Genomic DNA, 22322 nt, shown 5'->3' with positions numbered 1-22322 from the left:
CTCGCCACATGACCAGCTCGGACGCCGCCGCTCCAATCCTCGAGAATCCTCACGTTCTGGACCTCTTCGCCGGTCCGGGGGGTCTTGACGTGGCTGTGGAGGTGCTCGGGTGGCGCTCGCTCGGGATCGAGTGGGACAAGGACGCCTGTGAGACGCGTTACGCAGCCGGGCTCAGGACGTGGCACGCGGACGTGAGCGAGGTCCGACGGGAGCGGTTCCAGAAGCTTCCCGCGGACCTCAACGTGTTGGCCGGCGGTCCGCCCTGTCAGACGTACTCGGTGGCCGGCAACGGCGCGGGACGCAAGGCCCTGGACAAGGTCGAGAAGCTCATCCACCGGTTGGTGGCCGGGGCTCGCGATGAGGAGATCGACGAACAGCTGGAGAAGATGGGTGGCGATCCCCGGACCGCTCTGGTCCTGGAACCGCTCCGGTACGCGATCAAGGCCCTCGGCTGCCCGAACAGGAACGGACGACCGTTCGACGTGATCGTCCTGGAGCAGGTGCCCGCGGTCAAGGCGCTCTGGAACGTCTACAAGGACGCCCTGGAGACGGGGCTGCCCCGAGAGGACGGGACAAAGGTCCGGTACAAGGTTGCCGAGGTCAAGACGCTGCACACCGAGGCGTACGGCATCCCGCAGACCCGCCGCCGCACGATCCTGATCGCGCGGCTCGCCTCGTACGATGCTCCGCAGCTCCCCGCCCCCACCCACCACACCTACAATCCGCACAAGCCGGAGCAGGGCGGCCCCAAGGAGGCCCAGACCACGCTGCCGGTGGGCGGAGCCGTGGCGTCGCTCAGGCCCTGGGTCTCGATGGGGGAGGTGCTCGTCGGCCGACAGCCTCCCTTCGAGGTCGTGTCGAACTACGGCAGTGGCGGCGACCCGAAGAAGCGTGGCATCCGCACGGACGAGCAGCCATCGTTCACCGTCACCGGGAAGGTCTCGCGCAACGCCGTCCGGCGGCATCCGAACGGCAGTGCTCTCGACCCGGACCGCCTGACCATCCCGGAAGCCGGCATCCTGCAGACCTTCCCGCCGGACTACCCCTGGGAGGGCGGCGACCGGTCGCAGCAGGTGGGCAATGCCGTGCCGCCGCTGTTCGGCATGCACGTGCTTGCGGCGGCACTCTCCTGGACGCTCCCGCCGGAGGAGACGCTGCGGGAGAGCTGGAGCCGACTCGACAAGGACGACCAGAAGTACAAGGAGCTCCGCACCGAAGGCTGCGAGGCTCCGGACCGCTGTGGCACCAACTGCCCGAAGCCCGAGGATCAGGCCTCCTCCTCGACCTCCTCCGACTCGTCCCTCCCCCGGACCGGCGCGTCCGCGAAGAGGTCTGCGAAGTAATCCACCAGCGTGCTCACGGCCGACTCCGGCGCGGGCTCCTCATCGGGCCCCGCCGGGAGCGCGTTCCGTGACACCTGGCGGGCGTTCTCGGCCTCGTCGATCCAGTCGAGCAGCGGACGGGACTCGCGCTCGACGTCGGGGGCGATCACGTCGTACATCAGCGTCGCTGCGGAGGCATTGACGGCTCCGACCAGGGCGTTCAGCTCACGGCCGGTGGTGACCGTGCCCTTCGCGACCAGCCGGACGATCGCCTGGGCGGTGGGCCGGTGGTTGATCACGGACATACGCAGCGCGGTGTTGAGGATGTCCTGGTTGCCACAGGCCGTGACCACGGGGTCGTAGTCCGCACCGTCGCGGAACAACTCGGCCGCCCACCAGAGACGGGCGAAGGCTTGCTTGTGGTACTGCCCTCGGAAGCGGTCGGCCGCCACCTTGGCGACCTTGCCGTCCTTGGGCTCCGAGAGGTGCCGCCAGACCACGTAATCCGGGGCGACGCCGAGGGCGAGGTAGTTCCAGAACCCCGGGTCGGCCGCATCGCGGCGGGTGAGCCGAAGCGCCGCGTGGAGCCGAGGTGCCAGCCAGGCGTCGGCCTGAGTGGCCTTGAGCCCGTTGTGCCGGCAGTAGGCCATGGCGTCCTCGATCAAGTCCCGGACGGGACGCAGCTCGCCGCGCCGATCGGCGTGCGGAAGCGGCTCGGCGACCTGGTTGATCTTGATGCTCGGCACGTTCTCACGGCCGGTGAGCAGCCCTTCGGTGACGAATTCCGTCGCCTCGGCACCGGGCAGCATGGCGAGCCGCTCGGGGAGGTGATCGGGCCGGTCGGTCATGCGTCTTCCCCCTGCGTGAGGCGTTCCAGGTCGTGGATGGTGGTGGAGAGCGTCCGGGGGACGCCGGCACGCCGGGAGGCGGCGTAGTGGATCCGGGACTGGAGGTCGCCCCAGCCGGCGGCGGACACTCCGGTGCGGGCCGCGTGGACCTCGCGCAGGGCGGCCTCCGGCTCCTGCTCGGGGGACACGTCGGGGAGCATGTCCCGGAGCACCTCGCCCTGCCAGCCCTGCGGGAACACGGGGGTGCCGTCCTCCTCGACCTCCAGGTCGCCGACGGCGGAGTGAAAGACGGCCGTCCAGACCTCGGAGCACATCTGGGCGAGGAGGAGTTCCCGGACGGTCTTCTCCGCGCTGCTGCCGCCGTCGGCACCGATCAGGTCGCCGAACCCGTCGAAGTCGGTGTTGACGCGGACGGCCGGGATCCGGCCGGTGGTGTCGACCAACCAGGGCGAGTCCTTGAAGCGCTGGAGCCGACTCGCCCCGGCAGCGAAGTTGACCATCCTGACCTCGAGTTCGCGGGCAAGCGAGGGTACGGCCTCGATGACATCGACGAACCACTCCGTGTCGGAGGTGGCGATCACACGCCCGGGGACGCCGTCGACGGTGGCCACCACGTGCACAGACAGGGAAGCCCGGTCATGGAGGTCGCAACGGTGCACGTACAGCTCGGCCGCCCGCTCGCGGCCGTTCTCGGAGCCCGCGGAGAACTCCACCGTCGAACGGGTGTTGGTGGCGCGCTCGGTGAGGACGGCGACGACCTTGACGTCCTGCCAGGGCCCCGTCGGGTCGAGTGCCTTGGCCGGGAGGCCGACAGAGAGGCGCAGCCGAGCCTGAGTCCAGTCGGGGCGGTCGTCGTCGGGTCCCAGGGCGACGACCCGTTCGACGGTGGAGAGGTACTTGCTCTCCACGTCCTCCCAGGGTTCCCCCTCGGCCTTGAGCTGGGCGCTGTCGACGCGCCACGACACGTTTCCGGTGAGCCGCCGGTAGGGGTAGACCTTCACGCCTGCTCCCCCTTTCCGCTGCGGAGTTCGACGACGAGTCCGGTGAGTTGGGCCCGGACCGGGTGACGGGAGACATCGGTGACGCCCCGGAAGACGGCCTTGCGGCTCCCCGGCGACAACTGCAGGGCCCCATCGACGACCTCACAGCCGCTGACGGCGACGAGATCCTTCCAGGGTGCGGCGGGGCGGGGACCGGAACGCACGTCGAACTTGGCGACCGGCGTGATCTGACGGTCCGTGTCCACACCGGACGGCACCCGAAGGTCCACCGTGACCGACCAGGCTCCGGTCTCGTCGATCAGCGCGTCAACGTTGTCCAGTTCGGGCAGCACCGCGGCCGCCGCGGGGCGCGGCTTCTTCGTGCCGCCGCCCACCTTGAGCCGGCCGGCGATCTTGGCCTCTCCCCCGTTGCGACGCTTTGCCCGGGGCACGGCTACCAGGTCACGCACCGCGGTGTTCGCCGCGGTGGTCAGGGCGGCGATGCGCCGGTAGGCGGAGGGCGAGAAGGCGAGTCGCAGTTCCTCTGTCTGCCCCCACTTGTTGTGCTCGGGCGGCTCCGAGGCGCGCAGGAACTCCTCGGCCGCATCGGCGCCGGGGGCATCCGGGCCGGCCGCGCGTCCGGTGAGAAGGATCGCCTGGAAAGGATTGGTGCCGATCGGGAGGTTGGTGACAGCGCCGTCCTTGACGGTCATGCGGTTGCCCCGCATGGAGACCAGTCGGTTGGAACGGCCGTCTGCGTCCTCGGCGGCGGTCACCAGGACCACCGCCTCGTGCAGCACGCCACCGCGCACCTGACCTCCGTGCAGGGGCACGTTGAGCGTCACGGTGGCTCGGGCGACCTGGCCGGGGCCCGTGAGGCGGTCTACGGTGGTTCCCTCCAGGAAGGCCCGCAAGGCGCGAGCACGGGAGGGCTGGGCCACGGCCGGATCCACGTGCTCCTCGTCGATCAGCACCTCACCGTTGCGGTAGGTGCGAACGGACGCCTCCAGGTGCGGCTTGTGGTCGCCGCCACCGGTCATCGCGGCCCAGAAGTTGCGGCCGAGCGCATCGACGAGCCGGGCGTGCATGCGGTGGACGGAATCGTCGTCCTCGGTGGTCTCCTCCTCGTCCGCGGCGGGGTCGGCGGCCACCAGACTGGCGACGTCGTGGGCACCGACGATGAGGAAGGAGGTGCCGGGAGCCGCGCTCTCGCGGGTGAGGTGGAGCTTCTCGACGGTCTCCTCGTCGGCCCACCAGGAGCGGGCCACGTCAGCGGCCCTGGTGGTCGGGTCGGGACGGCCGAACCAGGCAGGACCGGCGAACTCCCGGCCGCCGACCTCGCGCCAGGGGAGGTCCAGCCGGCCGATGAGGCGTCGCTCGGTACGCCCCTCGTGGGGTTCGGAGAGGGTGGAGTTGATCAGTACGAGCCCGAGTCTGCTGGTGGCCCACAGGGTGGCCTTGCCCAGACCGTAGGACCCGCCCGCCCCGAGGTCCCGCTTGTGGCTGTCGAGTTGACGGCGCACCACGGCGGCGAACAGACCGTCCTCGTAGTCGCCACCAGTCAGACCGGTGGCGTTGTAGTCGTCTACGCGGAGCAGCACGAGGCGGTCGTGCTGGTACATGTCGCGCAGTCCGGCCGCGATCGTCCGCGAGACCTTGCTCTGCTTCCCCCCGTCGGCCGTGAGCGCCTCATAGTGCGGGAGCAGCCGCTCCCAGTCGACGGCCTCGCGGAACCGGGCGAGGGCCTCGCCGGTGAGTTCGTGCAACGTGTAGCGGACCCGGACCGGCTCTGCGCGGTCGAAGCGAGCGTCGAGACTGTTCTGCGTGGCCTCGCGAGCGAGGACCGAGACGTCGGCCGCGAAGGCGAACGCAGCCGCGTTGCCGTACTCGCGCCCGCCGTCCTCATGGGCCGGCCGGTGGTACCAGGAGACGGGCAGCCCGAGTTGGGCGTCGGCGCTGCGTGTGTGGATCGTCTCCAGGTCGGTGTTGAGCACCTCCGCGATCGACCTGATGGTGTCGTCTCTCGGCACGGAGCGGCCGACGATCCAGGCCGATACGGCGGCTCGGGTCACGCCAAGGTCGTCGGCCAGATCGGTCTGGCTCTTCCCTGCGTTCTTGAGCTGGCGCGCCAGCCAGGGGCCGAAGTCCTCAGCCGCCTTCACGTCCCACCTGCTTCCGCATGGCTTGTTTCACAAGGTGACGACCACGCTACCGCATCCCTGTTGACAGTGACACCCCCTTGTCAATCGACCTTTGACAGGCGCCATGCCCGAGCGGACGACTCTCGAACGCGCATCGAAAAAATCGAGCCGACAGCTTCTTCAATTTGCCCGGATTCTCCCGGAAGTCCCGAATCGACCCCATTTGGGATGGGGGTTGCGCACCGGCGCGATCCATGGCAGGGTTGTTGCCAATTCCACGGCGGATGCCGAAGGAATCGGCCCTGAAGCAGGGTCAGGCACGCCTGTTTTCCTGGGGGGGAATTCTTTTCGGTCGCCTCCGGAATCCACGTGGGTTCCGTGTGTTCCTGCGCGACCCGCTCCCCTCCCGCACCACCTCGCATCATTCCATCGTGTACGTCCACGAAAGCGAAAGCGCAGGTACCTCGGTGTCCCCTCAGAATTCCCCGCTCCACCGCATGCGTTCCCTCGTCGCCACGTACGACCGACTCGCCGACGACCCCCAGGCTCGGGAGACCTTCCTCGGCCTGGTGGGCATCGACGACGGCATGGTCGCCTCGTACCGGGACGCGCTCCGCCACGCCGCCGCTCCGTCCCGTCGCCCGGGCCGCTGTCGTCACGCCGACCATGTGACCGTCACGTTCCATGTGCGGCAAGCACGTTGACGGCATCGCCGTCCGCCTGAGTCCAGCTCTCCGTCCCGCACCCGAAGTGGAACCATTCGTGGCCGATCCGCAGTCCCCCGTGATCCGCACCGTCGTCGAACAGTCCCGCCGCGTCCTGGAGACGTATGGAATCGACCCGGGCCTCATCCCCGAACACGCCAACGGCGAACGCCGCATCACCCAGGGCGGGTACGGCGACCGCCAGCTCTTCGAGCTCGTCCAGAACGCGGCCGACGAGCTGCGCAACGAGCCCGGCGGCCGGATCCACGTGGTTCTCACCGGCACCCATCTGTACTGCGCCAACCAGGGCGATCCGGTGACGCCCGAGGGCGCGGAGACCATCCTGCGCATGAGCATGTCCCGTAAGCGCGGCGGGCAGATCGGCCGGTTCGGCGTCGGGGTGAAGTCCGTCCTGGTGGTGACGGACGCACCCGAATTCTTCAGCCGCGAGGGCAGCTTCGGTTTCGACCGAGCCTGGTCGTACGAGCTGATCCGCAACGTCCCCGGCGTGCGCAATCAGCTCGGCGATGCCTTCGAGGCGCCCGTGCTGCGGATGGCTCGCGAGCTGGACATGGCGGCCGAACGCCTCCGGGACCAGGTGCTGGACGAACTCCTCGAGTGGGCCACCACGGTGGTCCGCCTGCCGTTGCTGCTCGGCGCCGCCGACCGCCTGGGCAAGGACATGCACGGGCACCAGGGCGTCGCCGGTCACGACACTCGCGAGGAGTTCCCGTCCGGCTTCCACCTCTTCTCCCCGCACGTGGGCCAGGTGGTCCTGGAGGACCGTCGGCCCCGCCCGATCACGCGCCGCGCACTGCGCTCCGAGCGGGAGGGCAGCCTCCACACGGTTCACGAAGAGCGCGTCGGCCGGCCGCCGGCCGCCTCGCAGTGGCGGGTCTTCACGCACACCCACGAGCCGACCGAGGCCGCCCGCAGCGACGCCGGCGAGCTGCACGACCGCGTGTCCATCGATGTGGCCTGGGCGGTTCCGGCCTACCGCGCGGACGAGCGCACCGGTCTGCTCGGCGCCGTCGAGGCCCGGGGGCGCGGCCGGTTCTGGTCCTTCTTCCCGACCAAGTACGAGATGACCCTGAGCGGCATCCTGAACGGAGCCTGGAAGACCAACGAGGACCGTCAGAACCTGCTGGACTCCTCGCCGTTCAACGTCGAGATGATCCAGGTCGCGGCCCGCCTGGTGGTCGAGTCGCTGCCCGAGCTGGCGCCGCCGGAGGATCCCGGCGCGTACCTCCCGCTGTTGCCCGGTCGCGCCAAGGGCGTGGAGACGATCAGTTGGGCCGACCGTCTGCTCACCGAGCAGATCTGGTCCACCACCGCGATGCGCCCGTCGCTGCCGGACCAGAACGGCGTCCTGCATACGCCCGGCGACCTGAACATCCACCCGGATCTGGGCAAGGACAGTGCTGCAGTTAACCGCTGGCTGCAGGCGTGGCACTCGTACACCGGCCGTCCCCGTAACTGGGTGCACCCCTCGGTGGAGGCCACCGACCTGCGGTCGGGCAAGGTCCAGCACATCCTGAGCGCCGCCGGCCGGCAGCGGGCCTCGATCGTCGAGTGGCTGGAGGCGCTGGTCTCCGACGGCTCGGCGGCCGCTTCGGCAGCCGCCATCCGGATCGTCGCCGACATGATCGGCTCGAACGCCTCCTGCGCCGCCGAGGCCCGCAGGGCCAGGATCGTGCTCACCGAGGAGCACGGGCTGGTCGCCCCGCTGGGCAGCGTGGTGTACCGCCGCACCGAGGAGGACGGTCTGCCGGAGTCGCTGGTCTACGTCGACCGCGCACTGTCCGACGACCCGTCGCTCTCCGCCGCCCTCACCACGCTCGGCATCCAGGAAGCCGACGTCCGGGGGCGCTTCGTGAGCGTCCTCGACCAGGGCTTCGGCTCGTACGGGCCGCCGGAGTGGACCCGGTTCTGGGAGCTGTTCCACCGGGCGGGCGCGTCGGTGGTGGGCCACGAGGTGACCAACCGGGTCCCGACGCCGGCGGACACCCTGATGGTGCGAACGGCGGACGACCGCTTCCACCTCATGCGCGACTGCATGCTGCCCGGCGTCGTCGTCAGCGCGGAGAGCGACCCCGAGGTTGCGGTGGACATGCGGTTCCACGCCGACGACGTCGCTTTCTTCCGAGAGTTGGGCCTGCGGGACCGTCCGACGCCCGGGCACAAGGTCGAACCGGAACCCTGGTTCGACGAGTACCGCGAAGCCGTGCACGCGGCCTACTGCCGCACGCTCGACGGCCGGGCGAGCCGGCCGCCCCTGGCCAGGACCAGGATCGACGGTTCTCCCGTCGGTGGGCCGCTGCACCTGCTGCCCCGGCTCTCGGAGGAGGCCCGCGCGGCCTTCCTCCAGGCACTCTCCGAGGACGCGCTGATCACGAACTGGACGCTGCAGATCGGGGCCCAGGCCGGCACCCGCCGTGCGGTGATCTCCCCGATCCGCTGGATGCTCGGCCGGCACGGTCGGGTCGCGACCTCGCAGGGCCTCAAGTCCCTCAAGGAGGCCGTGGGGCCGCAGCTCGACGGATACCGCGACGTGCTTCCGGTGGCATCGATCAGCGACGAGAAGGCCCGCAAGTTGGGACTCGCGGACAGCGTCGAGAAGGTCCGCCCGCAGCAGTGGGAGCAGCTTCTGGAGAAGCTGCAGAAGAGCGAGGAGGACACGTTCGTCGGCTCCACGTACGCCCTGCTGACCCGGCTGGAGATCCCCTTCCCCGAGGACTCGCTGACCCGCTGCCGGATCGGCGACACCTGGGGCACCCGGGCCGACGGCGAGATCGCCGTCGCCGCGAGCCAGGAGGAGTACCGCTCGCTGCAGGCCGAGCGGGTGCCGGCGCTGTTGATGCCGGACCCGGAGTCCGCCGAACTCATGGTCGAGCGGTGGGGCATGCTGCGCCACGACGACGTCGTGAGCCGTGAGAGCCGACACGAGTCGACCGTGGAACCGGTCCCGCTGGTCGAGGAGTTCCCGACGCTGCGCCAGAAGATGGGCGCCTCGGTCGGCACGTACTCCCTGTTGCGCTGCTCCACGCTGGAGGAGGTCGTCCGCACCCCCCACGGCGCGCGGGCGAAGTCCCTGGAGAGCGCCCGCCAGGGCAACGTGATCAAGGTCCTCGACTCGCTGGACCGGCTCGGCACGCTCCGGGCCGTCGACCGTGAGCTGGGCCTGCGGATGGGGGAGGCCGGTTGTCGGGCGGTCCTGGACGCCCAGGAGCGCCAGGAACAGGACGAGCAGGTGCGGTCCGCGCTGAAGGCGATTCGCGAGGCAAAGGACGTGACGGCCAAGCTGGAGCTGCTGATCGGCGCGGAGGCCCTGCGCGACCGGCTCCCCGCCGGGCTGATGGACGCCGAGCGTCAGGAACTGGACGGGCAGGAGCCCACCGGCCGCCGGATCGCCCAGTTGGCCTTCAACGCGCATGGCGACACCGTGCTCAAGGTCCACGTCCGTGACGTCCAGGAACGCTTCCCGAACGCGCCGTCGTCCTACACCGGCGGCTCGGCGGCGGTCTCCTTCGTCGCCGAACTCGGCCTGCCCGCGCCCTTCGCCGGCTACCGGGCGCCGGCCCTCGAGCAGAGCCTGACCGTCGAAGGACCCCGGGACTTCCCCCGTCTGCACGACTACCAGGAGCGGCTCGCCCTCAACATCTTCGAGATGCTGGACCGGATCGCCCCGCAGCGTGCCATGCTGTCTCTTCCCACCGGCGCCGGCAAGACGCGTGTCACGGCCGAGGCGGTCATCCGCTGGGTCAAGCAGACCGGTGCGCTGAAGGGGCCCATCCTGTGGATCGCCCAGACCGAGGAGCTGTGCGAGCAGGCCGTGCAGAGCTGGCAGTTCGTCTGGAGCAGGGCGGGCGCACAGGAGCGGCTGACGATCAACCGACTGTGGACCACGAACGAGGCGGCACCGGTCACCGACGGGCCGCAGCTCGTCGTGGCCACCGACGCCAAGCTGCGGGTATGCCTGGATACCGACCGGTACGCCTGGCTGCGGGACGCAGCGCTGGTCGTGGTGGACGAGGCGCACGTGGCGACCAGCCAGAGCTACACCGGGATCCTGAACCTGCTCGGCCTGACCCAGCACCGGACCGAACGACACCTGCTCGGCCTCACCGCCACCCCGTTCCGTGGCCACAACGAGGAGGAGACCCGCCGCCTGGTCAACAGGTTCGGCACTCGTCGGCTGGACGAGGGCGTCTTCCCCTCCGGCGACGCCTACGGCCACCTCCAGGAACTCGGTGTTCTCGCGCGGGTCGAACACAAGGAACTGACCGGTGGCACCATCGAGTTGTCCCGCCAGGAACGAGAGAGCGCCGAACAGTTCAGCCTCCTGTCCAAGGCTGCCGAACAGCGGTTGGCCGACGACCACGACCGCAGCCGTCGCATCGTCGCGGAGATCGCGGCGATGGACGAGACCTGGCCGGTGCTGGTGTTCGCCACCTCGGTGGAGCACGCCAAGTACCTGGCGGCAAGGCTGAAGGATCATGGGATCTCAGCATCGTCGGTGGACTCCACCACCTCGGACAACGACCGCCGGGCCCGGATCCGGGAGTTCCGCGACGGCAGGGTGCGGGTGCTCACCAACTACGGCGTCCTCACCCAGGGTTTCGATGCCCCGGCCACCCGCGCGGTGGTCGTGGCCCGACCCGTCTACAGCCCGAACGTGTACCAGCAGATGATCGGACGCGGTCTGCGTGGGCCCCGCAACGGCGGCAAGGACACCTGCCTCATCCTCAACGTCCGAGACAACATCCGGAACTTCGACACCGCCCTCGCTTTCACCCGCTTCGAGCACCTGTGGAGCACCCGGTGACACTCTCCCCCGTGGACGGACCCGTCCTCACGACCGAACAGCAGGCCGTGGTCGACCAGCCATGGGACACTCGCCTCCTGGTCATCGCGGGCGCGGGCACGGGCAAGACCCACACGCTCGTGCGCCGCATGGACGCGCTCATCGGTCACACCGACCCGGACGAGGCGCTGGAGGCGTCCGAACTGCTGGTCCTCAGCTTCTCCCGTGCCGCGGTCCGCGAGCTGCGGGACCGGATCGCCCGGCAGGGTGAGCACGCGCGGCGGGTACGGGTGCAGACCTTCGACTCGTGGGCGTACTCGCTGTTGCTGCAGGCGTACCCGGACGGGGAGTGGTCGGCACTCTCCTTCGGCGAACGCATCCGGGCCGCCACCGAGGCGATCGAGAAGGGCGCGCTCGAGTCCCTGGAGTCCGGTCCGCCCGCGCACGTGATCATCGACGAGGTGCAGGATCTGGTGGGTGCACGCCGGGAGATGGTGGAGTCGCTGCTCGACCGGCTCCACGGCTCCTGCGGGTTCACCCTGGTCGGCGACCCCGCCCAGGCGATCTACGACTTTCAGATCGAGGACCCGGAGGAGTACGCCGACCGTGCCGACCTCTTCCTCCGCTGGGTGCGGATCTCCTACGCCGACGACCTGGTCGAGCTCCGTCTGACCCGGAACTTCCGGTCGGTCACCACCGAGGCGCGCACCGCGCTCGCACTCGGCCCCGCCGTCCAGGGCATCGGCAGCGCCGCCGAGGGCGCGGACGCGGCAGCCGAGCGTCTTCACGGGGAACTGCGCGAGCTGCTGCTCGACCTCCCCGACCTGGGCCCGCTCACCGACAGCTTCACCCTGGACTCGCTCCGGTCCTACCCCGGCACCTGTGCAATCCTGTGCCGCGACAACCGGCAGGCCCTGGTGATCTCGGAGCTCCTGCACACCCACGGGGTCCCGCACGCCCTGCGGCGCTCGCTCCAGGACCGGCCCGTGCCGTACTGGGTCGCCGAAGTGCTTCGCCGCAGTCAGGCCGCCAGTCTCACCGAGGAGCAGCTGCGCGTGCTGCTCGCGGAATTTCCGTTGCCCGAGGGGACCGACATCGACCGCGTGTGGCGCTCCCTGCGGGTGGCAGCACGCGGTGCCGGTCGGGGCACGCTCGACATGGCGCGGCTGAGCCGTCTGGTGGCGGAACGCCGGTTCCCTGACGAGCTGGCGGATCCGGAACCCGCGCGCCTGGTCGTGTCCACGGTGCACCGCTCCAAGGGCCTGGAGTTCGACCGGGTGGTCCTTCTCGATCCGCCGACCATGACCGAGCTGCGCCGGCGCACCGACGAACTCGACGTCCCCGCCGAGGCCCGCGCGCTATACGTGGCGATGACCCGGGCGCGGGAGGACCTGTACCGGATCGCCGCGCCCGACACGGTGACGGTGCTCCGGCACAAGCCGACCGGCCGCTGGTACCGGGGAGTCCCGAACCCGCGCCACAGATGGCGCCGCGACGGCGTCGAGGTCCGGGCGGGCGACGTGGACACGTTGGAACCCGCCGACGCCTCGATCGACGCCACCGCGGCCCAGGCATACCTCCTGGAGCGGGTGCGGCCCGGGGACGCGGTGACGTTCCGGCTGCGCGACACCCTCCCCGCAGGCCCCGAGCAGAGCCCCCGGTACGTACTGCTGCACGGAGAACGGGAGATCGGCGACGCCTCCGAGGCCTTCAGGAGCCAATTGCACTCCGTCCTGAAGGTCGGCACGGCCTGGGAGATCCGCTGGCCCGAGGAGATCACCGGGCTGCGGATCGCTTGCCTGGAATCGATCGCGGGCAGCCGGGCCGCCGGAACCAACGCGGGCCTGGGCGACCGAGGGGTGTGGATCGCCCCACGCATCAGTGGAATCGGACGGTTCCGGCGCGCCGCCGGAACCGAGGAGGAGCAGGAATGACCATCCACGCAGGACGGCACGCCGGGCACTACGAGGTCCGTGAGGACTTGGTGGCCCGGCTCCGCCGAGAGCTGCTCGGCCCTGACGTCGAGGCCTCCGCCGAGGACCGCGCCGAGGTCCTGGACCAGGACGCCCCGATCACCCGCTACCTCGCCGGGGTGCTCTACCCCCGCCCGGCGGACACCGAGGCCGGCCGTCGTCTCCGGGAGGACGTCGCCGAACAGGACGGCCTGGACGAGGAGCCCGTGACCAGGGCCGAAGGCCTCGACGAGTCCGGGGCGGCCGCCGAGCGCCCCGCCCCGGGCGGCCGCCGCCCGTCCTCCGTCGGTCTGACCTTCGCCGTCGACCTCGAGGTGTGCCGGGAGATCGTCGTCTCGGCCCGCGCCGCCGTCTACGAACCCGAGGACGCCCACGGACGCAAGGTCTCGGCCCGCCGCAGCGAGGCCCGCACCACCGCCGACCAGCGGGAGCACTGGCGTCGGGTGGAGCTGGACCTGCCGGACACCAGGGTCGATGTCACGTACCCGGGCCGCGGTGCCTCCCACGACCTGATCGACGGCACGGCCCGACTGGAGGTGCACGTCCGCCGACCGTCGCCCGACACCGGTACGGTCACCGTCACGGTCACCCTGGTCAACATCCAGAGGGTCAGTGAGCGGGAACTCCAGGACGCCTTCGCCCTCTTCCAGACCGGGCTGACGGTCCGCGCCGGCAATGGGTCGAGCGCCTTCGTGGAACGCCCGACCGCCCTGTCCGCCGTCGATCCCGAGCTGGACACCAGCCGACTGCTGTACAGGCACGCCCCCACCTTTGCCGCGGGCCACGGCTGCGCGGCGGTATGGGACTGGACCCCGCCCCCGATCGGCCTCACCGACGTGGTGCGGGCGGGCGTGGCCGAGGTGCGCACCGAGTTCGTGCCCACCCACGAGGTGCTGCTCACCGACTCCAATCCGACGATCGACGCCGAGGCCCTCACCATGCTCGGCCTCGCCGAGGCCGAGGACGCCGAGATCGTCGCCGCTCTGGAAAGGCTGGCCGCGGGCTACGAACGATGGATCGCGCGGAAGCAGGACGAGGCCGCCGCGCTCTCCGGCACCTCGTACGAGCAGGCCGCGGCCGACCAGGTCCGCTCCTGCGGCGAGGCCTTGGACCGGATCCGCGAGGGCATTGCGCTGCTGCGCGACAAGCCCGACCTGATGTGGGCGTTCCGTCTGGCCAACCGGGCGATGGCGACCCAGCGGGCCCGGGCCGCCTGGGTCAAGAACGGCCGCACCGGAGAACCGGACCCGGCCTCCGCGCGCTGGCGCCCGTTCCAGATCGCCTTCATCCTGCTGTGCCTGGCCGGAGTGGACGACCCGAACCACTCCGACCGGGACGTGTCCGACCTGCTGTGGTTCCCCACCGGCGGTGGCAAGACCGAGGCGTACCTGGGTCTGATCGCGCTGACCACCTTCCTTCGCCGGAAGCGGCTCGGGTCGGCCGGCGGTGGGGTAACCGTGCTGATGCGCTACACCCTGCGCCTCCTCACCCTGCAACAGTTCGAGCGTGCCGCGATCCTGATCTGTGCCATGGAACGGCTGCGCCTGGAGAACCGCGAGGAACTGGGCCACGAGGAGATCTCCATCGGCATGTGGGTGGGCCGCTCCGCCACGCCGAACAAGCTGGACGTGGCCTCCCGACAGCTCGACGCCGCCCGCGCCGGCCGGGTGCTCCAGACGGAGAACCCCGTCCAACTGCACGCCTGTCCGTGGTGCGGCACCGCCCTCGACGCCCACCACTACTCGGTGGACGAGGAGGCCCAGCGGATGGACGTGCGCTGCCCGGGCACGAACTGCGAGTTCTCCGACGGGCTGCCCGTGCACCTGGTCGACCAGGCCGTGTATGCGGCCCGGCCCACCCTCGTGATCGCCACCGTCGACAAGTTCGCCTCGATGCCCTGGCGTGCGCAGACGGCCGCCCTGTTCAATCGGGACCGTCAGGACTCCACCCCTCCGCCGGAATTGATCGTGCAGGACGAGCTGCACCTGATCTCCGGCCCGCTGGGCACCCTGACCGGCCTGTACGAGACAGCCGTCGACGTACTCGCCGACCGTCCCAAGGTCATCGCCTCCACCGCAACCATCCGACGGGCCGCCGACCAAGGCAGGGCCCTGTTCTCCCGCGAGGTACGGCAGTTCCCGCCCGCCGGTCTGGACGCACGCGATTCCTGGTTCGCTGTGGAGACCCCCGCGGGCGAGAAGGCCTCCCGCCGCTATGTGGGTCTGCTCGCCCCAGGCACCAGTCAGTCCACCCTGTTGATCCGTACCTATGCCACGCTGCTCCACCAGGCGATGCGTGCCGGCACGACGGACGAGGTGCGTGACGCGTACTGGACGCTGGTCGGCTACTTCAACAGCCTGCGTCTGCTGTCCGCCGCCGAACTCCAGGTCCATGACGACGTTGCGGCCTATCTGGAGCACCTCGCCGATCGCGACGGGTGCGAGCCTCGCTCCGTCGGCAACCACTCCGAGCTGACCAGCCGGGTCGACGCCAGTGAGATCCCGGCCCGCCTGAAGCAGATCGAGCGCAGGTTGACGGACGGTGACACGGTGGACGTGCTCCTCGCCACGAACATGATCGCCGTCGGTGTGGACGTCGACCGCCTCGGCCTGATGGCCGTCATGGGCCAGCCCCAGACCACCGCCGAATACATCCAAGCCACCAGCCGGGTGGGCCGCGCCCACCCCGGTCTGGTCGCGGTGATGCTCAACGCGGGCCGCTCCCGCGACCGTTCGCACTACGAGAACTTCCAGCACTTCCACTCCGCGCTCTACCGCGAGGTCGAGTCCACCTCGGTGACACCCTTCTCGGCCCGTGCCCGCGACCGCGGTCTGCACGCGGTGATCGTCGCCCTGGCCCGCCTCACGATCCCCGCGGCCCGCAGGGACGAGGACGCCGGGGCGATCCACCTCTTCCGGGACGAGCTGCGGAAGACGATCCGTCCGCTGATCCTCGAACGGGTCGGGAGCGTCTCCCCGGAAGAGACCGCGGCGGCGGAGATCGCCCACGTCGGCGCAGCCTTCGACGAGTTCGTGGACTGGTGGTACGACGAGGCCGAGGCGCACGGCGGTCTGTACTACGAACCGAAGCGCGGCCGCTCCGTCCCCTCGCTGCTCAAGCCCTACAACGACGCCCTGGAGGACGTCGAGGCGTGGGAGACCTTGTGGTCCCTGCGCGACGTCGACGCCGAGTCCGCCCTGTTCATGGAGGCATCCCGATGACCCCACCCCCGTCCCGGCGCCGGCGCGGCGCCGACGGTTCCGCCGCACCGGCCCGCAACCTGCCCCGCCGCGGTGCGGTTCGCCGGGCCCAGGCCATCACCACCTACGGCGTGGGGTCGCTGATCGCCGTCGACCAGGAGTCCTTCATCGTCGCGGGCATCGACGGCGCCGCGGAGCAGTGGCCCCGAGACGAGGCACCGGTGATCCGCGAGCCCCGCCTCGCCCGGGTACTGGGTGTGCGGCACTTCCGGCTCCCCCCTGCGTCCGGCGACGACAGTCGGGACGGCATCCGGGTGCGCCGATTCCCGCTCTGGCACCATTGCCCCGAGTGCCACGCCCTGGACCACGTAAGGAAGTTCAACAGTCCCCCCGGACGCAACGAGTGCGGCGAGTGCGGCGAGCCACTGGTCCCCTCCCGTTTCGTGGTCGCCTGCGAGGACGGACACATCTCCGACTTCCCGTACTGGGGGTGGCTGCACCGACGGCTGCGTGGAGAGGGCATGGTCGCCGGCTGCGGGGGTCGGATGAGCCTCAGGTCATCGGGCCGCACCTCCTCGCTCCGTTCGGTGGTGCTCTCCTGTTCCTGCGGCGTGCCCGACGTGTCCATGGAGGGCTCCTTCCGGGCCGGCGCACTGAGGGAGCTGAGCATCGGCTGCGGGGGAGAGCGGCCGTGGCTGAAGGACGCACCCAAGGCTTCCTGTTCCCTGACACCCCGTACCCTCCAGCGCGGTTCCTCCTCCGTCTGGCAGCCGGTGCTCCGCTCCGCCCTGTCCATCCCGCCGTGGAGCGATACCCGGGTGAACGCCCTGGACAAGCACTGGGACAAGCTCCGCGGCTGCACCAGCCTCGTCGAGATGGAGATCCACCTGAAGCACATCTTCGACGGGGAGCCCTCCCCCGTGAGCGCCCAGGAAGCTTTGGACCTGGTCGCCGCGATGGAGGCCGAGGACCTCTCCGGAGAGGACGTCCCCGACCGCGACCAGGAGCAGCGCTACCGTGCCCTGCGCGACGTCGAGTACCAACGCCTTTGCGCCGGGAACCCGGAAGAGTCCGGCCGACACACCCAGCAGTTCGTCTGCGAGCCGCCGATCGGCGACCGGAAGCCCCTGGCCGGCTTGGGCCTGGTCACCCCGATGCTGGTGAAGAAGCTCCGTGAGGTCCGTGCCCTCAAGGCCTTCACCCGGGCCATCGATCCCGAGACCTCCCCCGAGGGCCACGAGGCGCAGTTGTCCCTCACACCCACCGACTGGCTTCCCGCCATGGAAGTGCACGGCGAGGGGGTGTTCCTCCGCTTCGACGAGGAGAAGGTCGACGCCTGGGCCGAACTGCCCGCCGTCGCGGCCCGCGTGGCCAGGATGCGGCACCGCCACCTGCAGGTCCTCTCCGAGAGGGCCTCCGACCCGACCCGAGTCCCGGTCTCACCTGTCGACCCCCGCATGACGCTGCTGCACACCTTCGCGCACGTCATGATCAACGAGTGGAGTCTGGACTCGGGCTACCCCGCCGCATCGCTGCGCGAACGGGTCTACTCGGGCGACGAGATGGCCGGGGTGCTGATCTACACCGCCACCAGTGACTCGGCCGGGAGTCTCGGCGGGCTGGTCGCCCAGGGCGAGATCGACCGGCTCGCCCGGTCCGTGCACTCGGCCGTCCACCGTGCCGAGTGGTGCTCCGCCGACCCGCTCTGCATCGAGACCGAGGTCTCCGGTGCGGGCGGCACCAACCTGGCCGCCTGCCACGCCTGCGTGATGCTCCCGGAGACCAGTTGCGAGCACAACAACAGCCTGCTCGACCGGGCTCTGCTCGTCGGCACGCCCGAGGACCCGTCGATCGGCTTCTTCTCGCGCCTGCTCACCCACTGAGCCCCGAGCGGTGACGCCGGGCGGGACCACAGGCCGTGCCGTCCCGCCCGGCGCCAAGCGGTGCGCGCCGCTCTGCTCACCTCACCGGTCGCTCGGTGGCGCCGGGGCGGGATGACCCAGAGCGGCGCGGATCGCGAGCCCGAGGACCCGCCCCACCGGGGGCGGCGTCGCGTGGCCCACCTGGCGATAACGAAGAGTCTTGGCGCCGGCGAAGGACCAGTCGTCGGGGAAGCCCTGCAGGCGCGCCGCCTGTTCCACGGTCAGCTTCACCATGTCCGTGCCCTCCGGTGACGGGTCCCAGGAGTCCTCGGGCCCGGGAACCTCGTTGGCAACGGAGGCGCCGTTGACCCGCATCCGAGCCCAGGAACGCTTCGATCCGGACATCCCCAGGTCCGGCCCGCCCCGGTTCCAGGAGCCCCCGACCAGGGTGGGTGCGACCCGATCGGCCTGTGCGGCCCAGGCAGCGGCGTACGGCCAGCCCCGGCCTGCCATCGAAAGACCCAACGCCTCACCCACCGTCAGCGGCGGCCCGCTGTCGGGCTCCGGGGGGACGAAGTCGTAGATGGCACCCCCCTTGAGTGCCACCAGGATCCCTTGCTTGCGATCCTGGGGCACCCCGTGCTCCATCGCGTTGACGACGAACCAACGATGGCGGTAGCCGAGGTGCTCGAGCTCGGCCTCGATCTCCGAACGAATGGGCTCGTACGCGGGTTTGGCGGCCAGCTCGGCGAGGTTCTCGACGAGCAGGGCTCGCGGCTGCACGCCGTGCATGAGCATGACGGTCGCTTCGAGCAGGCGGAGTTCCTCGGCGCTGTCCTCGCGTGTCCTTGCGGCATTCGCTTTCACGCGCGGGAGGCCGGCCGCGAGGAGGTCCACATCGTAGGCCTCCTGATGCTCCTCCGGATCGAAGTCGAGAAGGTCGGTCTCCAGGACGTTCCAACCCGGTCGGTTCAACCGCAACGTCTCACAGGCCACGGGACGGTTGTCCAGGAGCAGCACGGGATCGAAGCCGGCCTGCTCCAATCCGAGCGCGAGGCCTCCTGCACCGGCACACACGGCAAGACAGCTGAGGCGTTCGAGGCGGGACTCTTCCATGACCACCAATCGTGCCAGTCGGGTCGGGAACATGCCTTCGTCGGGCGGCTCCTCGACCCGCAGTTCCCCCTGCCCTGGACAGCGGGTTCTTACGCTGCGGTGGTGAAGCCCTGTTGCCATCCGGCCCGGGTTCCGAGCTGGGTGAGGCACCCGAATCCGGGGGACTTGCGGAGTTCGGTGCGATTGTATTCGACCTCGATGAAGTGGAAGCCGTCGACGCGGACTGCCTCGCGGCTCTCCCGAGCGGCTACCCGCAGCTCACCTTCGACCTCTCCAAGTACGCGGCTGCGCCACACGCGTGACGCTGCCGCGCCAAGCGGCCGCCTGGCGGCAGCGGCCCGTAGCCTGAGGGGATATGGCCAGGTTCGAGTTGTCCCGCAGCACGCGGTTGCCGGCGAGTGAGAGCTGGCGCCGGTTGACCGACTGGCCGCGGCACTCCGCGTATGTCCCGCTCACCCGGTTGCGGGTGGCTGCCGGCTCGCCGGACGGGGTGGGCGGGCGGCTGGTGGCTCGAACTGCCGTGTTCGGTCTGGGGTTCGACGATCCGATGGAGATCGTGCTGTGGCAGCCACCGGACCTCGGGCCGCAGGGGGTGGGGCGCTGCCGGCTGGAGAAGCGCGGGACGGTGGTGCGCGGCTGGGCGGAGATCACGGTTCGGCCGGACGGGCCGCACAGCCGGATCACCTGGGACGAGGAGGTGTTCTGCCGGTGGGTGCCGCGCGCGGGCGACCGTGTGCTCGCGGCGGCCGGGCGACGGATGTTCGGCCGGGTCCTCGACGGGCTGCTCGCTCCGTAGCGGCGCTCCCCGGTAGCGCCCGCCAGGTGCCTTAGCCGCTCTTAAGCGCGGCGGCCCACCATGGATGGCGACTGGCAGGTGGGGTGATCATGAGCCGCGAAGACGAAGACTGTGGCGCAGATGCTGCCGCGCGACAGCGCGGCGGGCGGGCGCGGATGATCGGCGAGCTGCTGCCCCCGGCCGTTTCGGTGGCCGAGGCCTTCGAGGATCCGCCCGGGCGTTCCGCGTTCCCCGAGGAGGAGGCGGTGATCGCTCGGGCGGCGCCGGAGCGCCGGCGGGAGTTCCGCACGGTGCGCGTGCTGGCCCGGACGGCGCTCGCGGAGCTGGGAGTGGCCCCGGCGCCGATCCTGCCGGGGGCCCGGGGGGCGCCCGGCTGGCCGCGCGGTGTCGTCGGGGCCATGACGCACTGTGCGGGCTACCGGGCGGCCGCTGTTGCGGACGGGCGACGGGTCGCGGCGATCGGTCTCGACGCCGAGCCGAACCGGCCGTTGCCGAACCGGGGTGTGCTGGACCTGGTCGCCGGCCCCGGAGAGCGTTCGGCCATAGCCGCCCTGACTGCCCGTCAGCCCCAAGTGAGCTGGGACCGACTGGTGTTCAGCGCGAAGGAGAGCACGTACAAGGCGTGGTTCCCGCTGACCGGCCGGTGGCTCGACTTCGAGGAGGCCGAGATCGAGATCGACCCGGGCGGCACGTTCGCCGCGCGGCTGCTGGTCCCCGGGCCGGTCGTGGACGGTGTGCGGCTGGGCGGCTTCCACGGCCGGTGGCTGGTCCGCCGGGATCTGCTGGTCACGGCGATCGCCGTGGCAGTAGCCGGCGCTTAGGGCTTGCAGATCATCAACTCGCAGTCTTGATCTCTGCCGGAAGAGTGATGCCTTGGGTCGTGGCGAGCTTGTAGAGGGCGTCCAGGTCGGACAGTTGGGCTCCGGCAGGCTCGATGGTGTGGCCTGCGGCCTGGAGGAGGTTGCGGACGTCGCGGATGCGGCGGTTGACGGTCTCGGGTGTGACACAGAAGAGCCGGGCCACGGCGACCTGCGGGAGACCGAGCCGCTGGTGGAGCAGAACGGCCAGGAGGCGGTCGGCCAGGGTGAGAACCGGTCGCCGGCCGGTGGTGCCGTCGCCCTTGACGCGGGGCCGGTGGCCGCGCCGCTTGTCGAGTTGGCCCTCGCGCTGGGTGTCGTGGAGGGACGTGAGCGTGGTGATCAGGGCGTCCCACTCGGGTGCGGGTAGGCCGGTCAGGATCGGGTGGCAGAGCCAGGCGAGGTCGGGGCTGGGTTGGTCGAACGGGTCGGGGGCATCGCTGACCTGGGCGTATTCCTCGGGCCGCAGGGAGTAGTTCCACTCGCCGTGCCAGTCGTGGCGGTCCAGGGGCAGGGCGTCCATCTGCCGGTCGCCGACCGTCACACCGGTGGGGTAGGTGGCCGTGTCGAGTTCGGCGTGGACGGTCAGACCGGTGCGGGTGGTCGTTGCGGCGATGCTGTTCACGATGACCTCGTGGCTGCTCAGGGGCCTGCCGCGCCAGTTCATGGTGATGTGGGAGAACAGCCGGTGTTCGACCCTGTTCCATTTAGATGTACCCGGCGGAAAATGACACACAGTGATGATCAGGCCGGTCTCCACGGCGAGGGCAGCGAGTTCGGCCTTCCAGGCACGGGTGCGGTAGCCGTTGGAGCCGCCGGCGTCCGCGGTGACCAGCAGGCGCCGGGCACCGGGGTAGGCGGTGTGCCCGGCGCCGCGCCACCATCGCCTGATCGATTCGACCGCGAACGCGGCGGTGTCGTGGTCGGTGCCCACGTTCACCCAGCCGGTGTTCGCGGCCAAGTCGTAGATGCCGTACGGGATCGCCTTGCCCAGTTCCTTGTCGGGGAAGTCATGGGTGGAGACCGCGACCGGGTGGCCTGCGCGCTCCCACTCCCGGCCGCCGTTCTTGTAGGGGCCGACGAGCTCTTTCTTCTTCGTGTCCACGCTGACCACCGGGTCGCCACCCGCCTGGTGAGCCTTGGCCTGTTCGTTGATGTAGCGGAACTGGCCGTCCCGGTCGGGATGTTGGCGACCCTCGATGGTCTTGGCGTTGCCCTGGAGGCTGAAGCCCTCCTCGCGCAGCAGGTCCCCGACCGTGTCCGCCGAGATCCGGTACCCCTGGCGGGTGAGCCGGTCGGCGAGGTGGCGGGTGGACTTGGTGGTCCAGCGCAGCGGGGACATCGGATCGCCGCGCTCGTCGGGCTCGACCAGCGCCAACAGTGCGGTTCGCAGGGCGGGTTCCAGGTCGACGGCGCGCTTGCGGCCGCCGCCCGGCCTCCGCACCCGGCCCAGCGGCGGCTCGCCGGACTCCAACTCGTCCACCCCGGCGGACACGGTCGCCTCACGCACCCCGGCGGCACGGGCGACGTGCCTGATCCCGCCATGCCCGATCGACCGGGCCTCCGCACCCAGCAGCAACCGCCGCTGCCGCTCGTCCAGGTGCGGCATGATCGCCTCGAACTTGGCCTGCAGCAAAGCCTGCTGCTCCCGCGATGTTCTCATAGCACATCAACGAGCCAGAACACCGGAAGCCACGGGTTACTTCTCTGCAAGCCCTT

Annotated in this window: 13 protein-coding genes; 8 read left to right on the top strand and 5 right to left on the bottom strand. The window is 70.5% G+C overall.

The features are described from left to right. The first annotated feature begins 8 nt into the window (after window positions 1-8). Window positions 9-1343 (top strand): DNA cytosine methyltransferase, encoded by a 1335-nt coding sequence (locus AC060L_RS29135; protein WP_483801935.1) that lies wholly within the window; start codon window positions 9-11, stop codon window positions 1341-1343. Here AC060L_RS29135 and AC060L_RS29130 read toward each other — a convergent pair. The 3 genes from AC060L_RS29130 to AC060L_RS29120 are packed head-to-tail and all read right to left on the bottom strand — an operon-like array spanning window position 1268 to window position 5312. Next, window positions 1268-2170, bottom strand: coding sequence for a DUF6339 family protein (locus AC060L_RS29130; protein WP_483801934.1), 903 nt, complete (start codon window positions 2168-2170; stop codon window positions 1268-1270). The two genes, AC060L_RS29135 and AC060L_RS29130, sit on opposite strands and share 76 nt — an antisense overlap. Beyond that, window positions 2167-3171 (bottom strand): hypothetical protein, encoded by a 1005-nt coding sequence (locus AC060L_RS29125; protein WP_483801933.1) that lies wholly within the window; start codon window positions 3169-3171, stop codon window positions 2167-2169. The genes AC060L_RS29130 and AC060L_RS29125 overlap by 4 nt, the downstream gene beginning before the upstream one ends. After that, on the bottom strand, window positions 3168-5312 hold the full coding sequence (locus AC060L_RS29120) for a helix-turn-helix domain-containing protein (RefSeq protein ID WP_483801932.1): 2145 nt from the start codon (window positions 5310-5312) through the stop codon (window positions 3168-3170). The genes AC060L_RS29125 and AC060L_RS29120 overlap by 4 nt, the downstream gene beginning before the upstream one ends. Window positions 5313-5788: 476 nt before the next feature. On the opposite strand from AC060L_RS29120, the gene AC060L_RS29115 reads away from it, so the two are divergent. From AC060L_RS29115 to drmB, 5 genes are read left to right on the top strand one after another with little or no spacing between them, the layout of a single operon-like run. Continuing rightward, a complete protein-coding gene (locus AC060L_RS29115) occupies window positions 5789-5995 on the top strand; it encodes a hypothetical protein (protein ID WP_483801931.1) in 207 nt (68 codons plus the stop codon). Between the two features lie 58 nt (window positions 5996-6053). Further along, window positions 6054-10820, top strand: a complete 4767-nt coding sequence (locus tag AC060L_RS29110) for a DEAD/DEAH box helicase (protein WP_483801930.1) — start codon at window positions 6054-6056, stop codon at window positions 10818-10820. Beyond that, the gene (locus AC060L_RS29105; RefSeq protein WP_483801929.1) at window positions 10817-12733 is read left to right on the top strand and encodes a UvrD-helicase domain-containing protein; all 1917 of its coding nucleotides are present in this window, start codon (window positions 10817-10819) and stop codon (window positions 12731-12733) included. The genes AC060L_RS29110 and AC060L_RS29105 overlap by 4 nt, the downstream gene beginning before the upstream one ends. Continuing rightward, window positions 12730-15993 carry a helicase-related protein gene (locus tag AC060L_RS29100; protein WP_483801928.1) on the top strand — a complete coding sequence of 1088 codons (3264 nt, stop codon included), beginning with the start codon at window positions 12730-12732 and terminating at the stop codon, window positions 15991-15993. Before AC060L_RS29105 ends, AC060L_RS29100 begins: the two co-directional genes overlap by 4 nt. Beyond that, a complete protein-coding gene (gene drmB / locus AC060L_RS29095) occupies window positions 15990-17855 on the top strand; it encodes a DrmB family protein (protein WP_483801927.1) in 1866 nt (621 codons plus the stop codon). Before AC060L_RS29100 ends, drmB begins: the two co-directional genes overlap by 4 nt. An 81-nt stretch (window positions 17856-17936) precedes the next feature. Here the strand turns inward: drmB and AC060L_RS29090 are convergent, their stop codons facing one another. Further along, entirely contained in the window at window positions 17937-18950 is a 1014-nt protein-coding gene (locus AC060L_RS29090) for a DNA cytosine methyltransferase (protein WP_483801926.1), read from the bottom strand. Window positions 18951-19305: 355 nt separating this feature from the next. Between AC060L_RS29090 and AC060L_RS29085 the strand changes: the two genes are divergently transcribed. Together AC060L_RS29085 and AC060L_RS29080 are read left to right on the top strand one after the other, a co-directional pair. Further along, window positions 19306-19746: an SRPBCC family protein gene (locus AC060L_RS29085; RefSeq protein ID WP_483801925.1), complete on the top strand. Its 441-nt coding sequence runs from the start codon at window positions 19306-19308 to the stop codon at window positions 19744-19746. A 155-nt stretch (window positions 19747-19901) separates the two neighbouring features. Then, the gene (locus AC060L_RS29080) at window positions 19902-20567 is read left to right on the top strand and encodes a 4'-phosphopantetheinyl transferase family protein (RefSeq protein ID WP_483802006.1); all 666 of its coding nucleotides are present in this window, start codon (window positions 19902-19904) and stop codon (window positions 20565-20567) included. 13 nt (window positions 20568-20580) lie between these two features. Here the strand turns inward: AC060L_RS29080 and AC060L_RS29075 are convergent, their stop codons facing one another. Further along, complete coding sequence (locus AC060L_RS29075) at window positions 20581-22266, bottom strand: ISAzo13 family transposase (RefSeq protein WP_483801924.1); 1686 nt, start codon at window positions 22264-22266, stop codon at window positions 20581-20583. Window positions 22267-22322 lie beyond the last annotated feature (56 nt).

The organism is Kitasatospora sp. NEAU-69, from assembly GCF_057158765.1.
This window is presented reverse-complemented; position numbering and strand designations above follow the sequence as displayed.